This window comes from Pedobacter sp. HMWF019, from assembly GCF_003061025.1.
In the GTDB taxonomy this organism is placed as follows: Bacteria; Bacteroidota; Bacteroidia; order Sphingobacteriales; family Sphingobacteriaceae; genus Pedobacter.
Genome location: NZ_QAIL01000226.1, coordinates 1 through 7,283 on the forward strand (window position 1 = coordinate 1; position 7,283 = coordinate 7,283).

Here is a 7,283-nt window from a genome sequence, read left to right on the forward strand (position 1 = left end):
GTGTAGAATATGCAAACAATATTTATTTTTGATTGATATAAACCTTAGTTATGAAAATATATTTTTTTGGAATACTAACCCTGTTGTTCATTTCAGTTACCGCAGTTGCACAAAAGAAACCTGCGCATGTATTGATTATCGGCCTGGACGGATTCAGCGCAGAAGGATTTAAAGCGGTCAAACACCCTAATCTGGATAAAATGATCGCCGATGGAGTGCTTTCATTGACCACCAGACCGGTTATGCCCTCGGTTACCCTTCCAAACTGGACAAGCCATCTTACCGGATCAGGCCCAGAAGAACACGGCATCACAGCCAACGACTGGACATTGGAGAAACATACCCTGCAGCCCTTAGAAACAGATCAGGACGGCTATTACCCATCCATCTTTAAAGTCTTAAAGGATGAGGTTCCAAATGCCCGGATCGGTTATTATTATAACTGGAAAGAACTGATCAATCCGATCAACAAGAAATACCTGGATGAAGTATCCTTCGAGGAAAAAGACGAGTATAAGGATAACTATAAAAAGGCCTATGATTTTATGATCAAAAACAAGCAGAATCCAACCCTGGTCTTTCTATACAGTGTACATACCGATCATGCAGGGCATGGATTTGGGTGGATGTCTCCTGAATACATAAAAGCAATTGAAGCGGCAGATGTGGCCATAGGCGAATTGCTCGATCAATTGAAAACTGCCGGTGTTTATAAAGACACCCATTTTATGCTGATTACAGATCATGGAGGTATTAATAAAGGCCATGGGGGCGTTACTATGAACGAAATGCAGGTGCCATGGGCAATTACCGGCCCGCAAATCAAAAAGCAAGGGATAACCACCGCATTTAACAGCAATAAAAATACAGCCTTGGTACTGGCAAAGATTTTTGGACTCCATAAATTACCTCTGGCCTGGACGGGAACCATACCGGCAGCAATATTTAAATAACCTGATATAAAGGCCCTGATTCAGAATAAATCAGGGCCTTTACAATTCAAAAGAAAGTCCATCATTAATGGAATAATGTCCATTCATTTAACGCTTTACATCATGTAAATTTGATTTCTGTCCTTTTCATTTTCAACTCAAGTCGTAATTATTTTTAGGATGAAATACTTAACCGGATTTCTATTTTTTGTTTTATTAACCCACACAGGTTTTTCGCAGGAAAGACTTTCCTTAGCTGGCTCCTGGTGTTTTAGACTTGATCCGGATGGTAAGGAGATGAAACAGGACTGGTATCAAAACCCACAGGTAGAACACATCCAGCTTCCAGGAACAACAGACCAGGCAAAGAAAGGAACAAAGACCCAGGGTGCCGATTATGGAATTCTATCAAGAGCCTATAAATACATAGGCCCAGCCTGGTACAGCAGAGAAATTGATATCCCATCTGGCTGGAAAGGGAAAGAAATTGAACTTTTTCTAGAGAGAGTGATGTGGGAATCTAAGGTATGGCTTGACGGAGTTGAATTGTCAAAAAAGGATGCACTTGCCGTACCTCATGTTCATTCTTTAGGCGTATTAAAGCCAGGAAAACACAGACTCACACTTCGAATCAACAACGACCTCATTTACAATATCGGAGATAAGGGCCATGCCTATACCGAATATACACAGAGTATCTGGAATGGCGTAGTTGGTAAAATCGAACTGCAAGCCAAAGCGAAAACACAGTTAACAGATCTGCGGGTGTTTGCCGATGCAAAAAAGAAGCAGCTGGAGTTGAAATTAAAACTCCAGAATCCTGCTCCCATGAATGTCGTATATACTATTGTCGATCTGCAAACCAACAAACTGGTATTCAGCAAGCAACTTAGGCTAGGCAATGAAGCAGAACAGGTACACAACCTTAAATTGGACTTTCCTATTAAACTATGGGATGAGTTTGAGCCGAACCGTTACCAGATCACCGCCCGGTTGCAGAATAAGAACCAGATTGGAGTTGATTTTGGTTTTCGGAGCATTAGCCGAAGTACCTCAAAAATCCTGATCAATGACGCACCTGTATTTATGAGAGGAAATCTGGATTGCGTACATTTTCCACTAACAGGATACCCTTCCTGCGATGTGACAGAATGGGAAAGGATTTTCAGGATTTATAAATCTTATGGGCTTAATCATGTACGTTTTCACTCCTGGTGCCCGCCAGAAGCCGCCTTTATAGCTGCGGATAAGCTTGGTATTTATATCCAGGCAGAAATGATATGGATTGACTGGTGGATGACCGAGCCGCCTAAAGACCGTCCGGATATGCTGACTAAAGGGCTACCTCAAGGTCTTGGTCACAATCCCTCTGCCGACCAGTTTGTACAGGACGAATTGCAGCGGATCGTAAAGGCTTATGGAAATCATCCCTCTTTTACCATGTTGTGTATAGGCAATGAACTCGGAAATTCTGATTTTTCTAAAATGCAGGAATGGATCCGGAAAATAAAAGACAAGGACGCCAGAAGGTTATATGCTTTGTCAACTGCCCGAAAGATTACGCCTGTTGATGACTTTTCAGCTACGCATAACATTCCAAATGCAGGCGGAACTTATGGTTTGAAGGAGGCGGGTACAGATTATGACCTGGAAAAAAACTATTCAAAAAGTAATATCCCAATTATAGCCCATGAAGTGGGCCAATTTCCAGTTTATCCTTTATGGACAGAGATTGATAAATATACCGGTGTGCTCAAAGCCCGCAATTTAGAGCTTTGCAAAACCTCTGCTGTGGCAAATGGATTAGATCAGCAAGATGCCGTTTTCCATAAAGCCAGCGGAGCATTACAAAAGATTTTGTACAAAGCGCTGATTGAAAATTTTTACCGTACACCTTCCTGTGCAGGTTTTCAAATGCTGAGTATGCAGGATTACCAGGGCCAGGGTGAGGCTTTGGTGGGTTGGCTCGATGCATTTTATGATGATAAAGGCACCACAGCAGCCCCTTATTTTAAACAGTATAATAATGAGGTGGTTCCACTGGCAAGGTTTAAAAAATTCATCTGGCAAAACACAGAAGACTTTGTGGCAAAGTTGCAAGTTGCCAATTATGGGAGCGGAGATCTTAAAAGTGAGCTGAAATGGACACTTACTGATGAAAGTAATCAACTGTTAGGGCAGGGAACAGCAAATGATGTGTTTGTAAAAAGAGGAGAGGTGAAACCCGTGATGGAGGTGCGCTTGCCTTTAATACAAGTAGCAAAGGCAACGAAAGCAAAGTTTGTATTGACTTTGCCAGGAACGGCTTATCACAATGAATGGGAAATCTGGATCTATCCGGAACATCTTCCATCCAAATCTTCCGGAGCGGTCACAGAGACCGACAGACTCGATGAAAAAACATTGCAAGACCTGCAAAATGGTAAAAACGTATTGCTCTATGCTTCAAAGCTCGGCCAGGCGGATGGTTTCAGGCCAGTGTTCTTTGAACCCCTGTTTTGGTCTAACGTGTTTTTTCCAGGTCAGGAAAATACCACTCTGGGCACTTCCATTAATGCTCAACATCCAGTATTCAATGATTTTCCAACAGACTTTTATAGCGATTGGCAATGGGAGGCCATCAGTAAAGGGGGGAGATCGTTCAAACTAAAAAAATGGCCGCAACGTATACGGCCAATGGCCCAGCCCATAAGCGATTTTCACCTCAATGAGAAATTAGGATCCTTGTTTGAATGCAAGGTTGGTAAAGGAAAGTTACTGGTTTGTGGATACGATGTGCAGACTGTGCAGAACCCGGTTGCCGGGCAATTCAGATATAGTTTACGACAATATATGTCTGGTGAAGCTTTTAATCCAGAGGTTAGTGTGGATACAGCACTGCTGAAGGCAACTTTTCCATTGGTTAAGCAAGCCGAAAGCAAAATACCTGTACCAGCGGCTTTTTCTGAAGCTTTGTTGTATTCAAAAGCAGGAACAAGTACCTCAGTACTTAAACGGAATACCCGGTTTAAATTTACCGGCGCAAAAGAACTATGGCAATGGGATGGTAAGGAAGCCTGGTATGGTAAAAAGCTGGAGATGGAAATCAACCCACCACAGGGTGTTATCGGCGAATTGTATCTTCATTTTGAAGATTGGAATAATGAAGGCCGGGATGCTAAAATATGGATAGAAGGAAGAGCGTTTGCGACTGGCAAATTAGACAAGGCAGGCAAATGGATAAAATTATTCGTGATGCGGGAGGATACCAATGATGGCAAAGTCAATGTAAAGATCGAATCTGTAGCCGGGAGTAATGCGATGATCTCGGAGGTGGTCTTTGTAGAGACCAAATAATGAGTTTTTTTTTAAAAAATTTCACCCTGAGACCTTCATCATCAGGGTGAAATTTTCTAATCAAACTGCTTTCTAAAAGCTCACTGTATTCAGGTTCTTATCCACCAAAATACCATCTAAAGCCTTCAGATCAAACTTAAGCTTACGTTTGGCTTTGAACTTAATGGTAAAGATATCCGAACTACCACTCAGCGCTTCCTTATCACCCAAGTTCACAAAAGTTGGATATAAAGCCTTAACGCCATTGGTATGTAACCTGTCATAAGTCAGGTTCTCCATTTGTTTCGTGTTTACAGTCTGTACACCTATAAACTCATAATCTTGCGGATTATATGGTAATGCGAAACTCAAAGCATTGACAGATTTAAGGTTATTGCCTTTTACCTTAATTTCAATGATTTCGTCTTTATTGTAATTCTCTTTTGCCGTACTGATTTCCAGTGAACCAGCTACTTTTTCAATTTTGCTGTCATTAACCCCACCGTCAATTTTAGTAGCCACAAGCGAGATGTCATAAGCATCAATCAAATTGTTCTTATTGATATCGCCATTGCTGATATAACCTTCAAAATCCGCATCACCTTTTCTTAAGCCGGTGTAATTGGTGTAAGAGGTCAAGTCATTCCTGTCTATCAAACGATCATTGTTGATGTCTCCAGGAAGGTAACTCTCCGTACCAGGAACCTTGAACACATACAATTCCCTGCCCGAACCGAAGTTACCCACGGCTTCGGCAACGGATAGCTTAATGAAACGGGCAGAAGGATGACTGGCAAAATCAAATACTTTAACCGCATCCGTATTTGCCCATTCAAATGCACCGGCATCTGTCCAGGTTTCTCTGTCATTGCTATAGTATACTTTACCTTTCAGAAGCGTGCCATTTCCTCTTCCTGAACGTGGAAGGTATTGGAATTTATCCAGCTGATTGATCGTTTTGAGATCCATAACCACGTCGAAAGGAACAGCCTTTGTACCCCATTTGGTATGCCAGATATTGCCCTCATCAAAGTCAAATAACTTATCGATCTCAGATTCTTCCTGATCTTGTGCTGTCGACTGGGCAAGAATATCATGGATCGCAAATTGAAGCGGATTGGATTTAGTGGTTGTTTTAAATTCAGTCCAGTCAGAATGGCCATCTTTGTTTACCGCCCGCAATTGGAAGGAATATGGCGTTTCGGCAGTTAAACCATCAAATAACAGGGTCGTATCCTTAATCGTTGTATAAAGCATGCCATTGAAATCTATTTCATAGAAATCAGCATGATCCACTTTTGACCAGGTCGGTTTTAAGGTATAAGCCTCCCTGTTTTTATCCGAAACTTCAGCATGGAGCGGACTGCTCAGCTTACCCGACGACACCCGCTGCGTATTTAGAGGTTCATACCTGAATCCCTCTATCGTAGCCACAACTGAATTTACAGAAATGTCCGTTGTGCCGAGTTTGATCAGCACCTGCGGATTCCTCAGAATCTTCACCTTTTCAAATGCAGTTCCCTTAGTGGCAAACTGATTAAAGTTTGGAGCCGCATCGTAGAAATACACATTCTGTTTGCTTAAGAATTCCTTCATAGAATTTACTTTAACCAGATTGATGGTATTCTTACCCACTTTTGCAGATACTTTTTTGGGCTCCTGCGATACATTAACCCTAATTTCAGTGGCTTTGTTTTTAACAAAACCATTGAAATTACCTTTTGCAGGGTGGATGGTGATCTTTGCGCGGTTGTTTTCTACTTCCGATTCAATTAAGCTGGAACTCGCTTGACCAGATTTGTACTGTTCTGTAGTTCCATCATCATCATATTCGGTAAATGAACTTTTTCCCGAAGGATAAAGCTCATAGATCCGGATGCCTTTATTGATCTCAGATACATTATTGTTGGGATTGGCCAGCGGAATGATGGCCCCATTTTTAACGAATATCGGCAATTTCCATAGGGGTGCATCAAAGCTGTTCAGGATGCAATTCCCGGTATATTTTTCTCCGGAGAAATAATCAATCCAAGTACCTTCAGGAAGATATATTCCATTGCGGATGTCATTGCCTTTATCATCAGATTTTGTAGCCTGATAGATCGGTGCAATTAAGAAATTAGGCCCATACATAAACTGGTACTGTGTTGCAGGCCCCTGGGTATACGCATTTGGATGTTCCAGGAACATGGCCCTGATGATCGGTAAACCATTAACCGCTTCTCTGGCAATGCTATAGGTGTAAGGTATAAGTTCAGATTTTAACTTCAGATAATTCCGGTTAATCGAAGTAACAGGTTCACCCAAAGCCTGAGGATATTTTTCATTTGCACCCCAGCCATCCATGTTCAATTGCATTGGCGTAAAGGTTTTCCACTGAAAATCTCTGGTATTAACGATCTGGTTTTTACCGCCAAATATACCGTCCACATCAGAAGTGATATTGGGTTGTCCAGATAAACCAGAACCTAGATAAGTAGGGATATGGAAGCGGATATACTCCCAAACGCCGCCAGTCTGATCGCCAGACCAAACCCCAGCATAACGTTGCGTACCCGCCCAACCATCTAAGGAGATGATGAACGGCCGGCTGTCATTGCCATATTTGGTCATGATCTGAGCCACATCCGAAACGCCGTTAAGGCCAAAGGAGTAACCTTCACCTACCCAGGCAACATCTGTTTTCAACACACGGACACCGGCGTCTTTTACTTCTTTCAGGATATCCCTTTGCAATAAAGCACTCACTCCAGCTTTGGGATGGAGGTCAGATTGCGTCCATAACCCGATCTCAACCCCATTTTTGCGGGCATAATCGCCTAAACTCTTCAGGTTTTGAATATTTCCGTCTAAAGTACTGGTCTGACCATATCCTGCACCATAGCCATCATTTGGAAGCAACCAGCCAAATGGCATATCGTTCCTTTTATACCGGTCAATTACTGCACGGGCCGAAAACTGGTAATTGTTCTTCTCCCCATTTAAAGATTCCTTAATTCCTCCGTTATCTTTCTGACTTTCTTTATAGCGCTTACC

Annotated in this window: 3 protein-coding genes; 2 read left to right on the forward strand and 1 reads right to left on the reverse strand. The window is 42.2% G+C overall.

Translation table 11 applies throughout. From position 1 onward, the window contains the following. Nucleotides 1–50 precede the first annotated feature (50 nt). Both DBR11_RS13470 and DBR11_RS13475 read left to right on the forward strand, forming a co-directional pair. Complete coding sequence (locus DBR11_RS13470) at nucleotides 51–953, forward strand: alkaline phosphatase family protein (protein ID WP_108553191.1); 903 nt, start codon at nucleotides 51–53, stop codon at nucleotides 951–953. Nucleotides 954–1,112: 159 nt separating this feature from the next. After that, a complete protein-coding gene (locus DBR11_RS13475) occupies nucleotides 1,113–4,268 on the forward strand; it encodes a sugar-binding domain-containing protein (protein ID WP_108553192.1) in 3,156 nt (1,051 codons plus the stop codon). A gap of 72 nt (nucleotides 4,269–4,340) precedes the next feature. Here DBR11_RS13475 and DBR11_RS13480 read toward each other — a convergent pair. After that, nucleotides 4,341–7,283: TIM-barrel domain-containing protein (locus tag DBR11_RS13480; protein ID WP_108553193.1), on the reverse strand; the 2,943-nt coding region annotated here is incomplete at its 5' end.

Bases quoted from the DNA above. Each gene is read 5' to 3' on its own strand.
- DBR11_RS13470 (WP_108553191.1), top strand. From the start codon at position 51: ATGAAAATATATTTTTTTGGAATACTAACCCTGTTGTTCATTTCAGTT.
- DBR11_RS13475 (WP_108553192.1), top strand. From the start codon at position 1,113: ATGAAATACTTAACCGGATTTCTATTTTTTGTTTTATTAACCCACACA.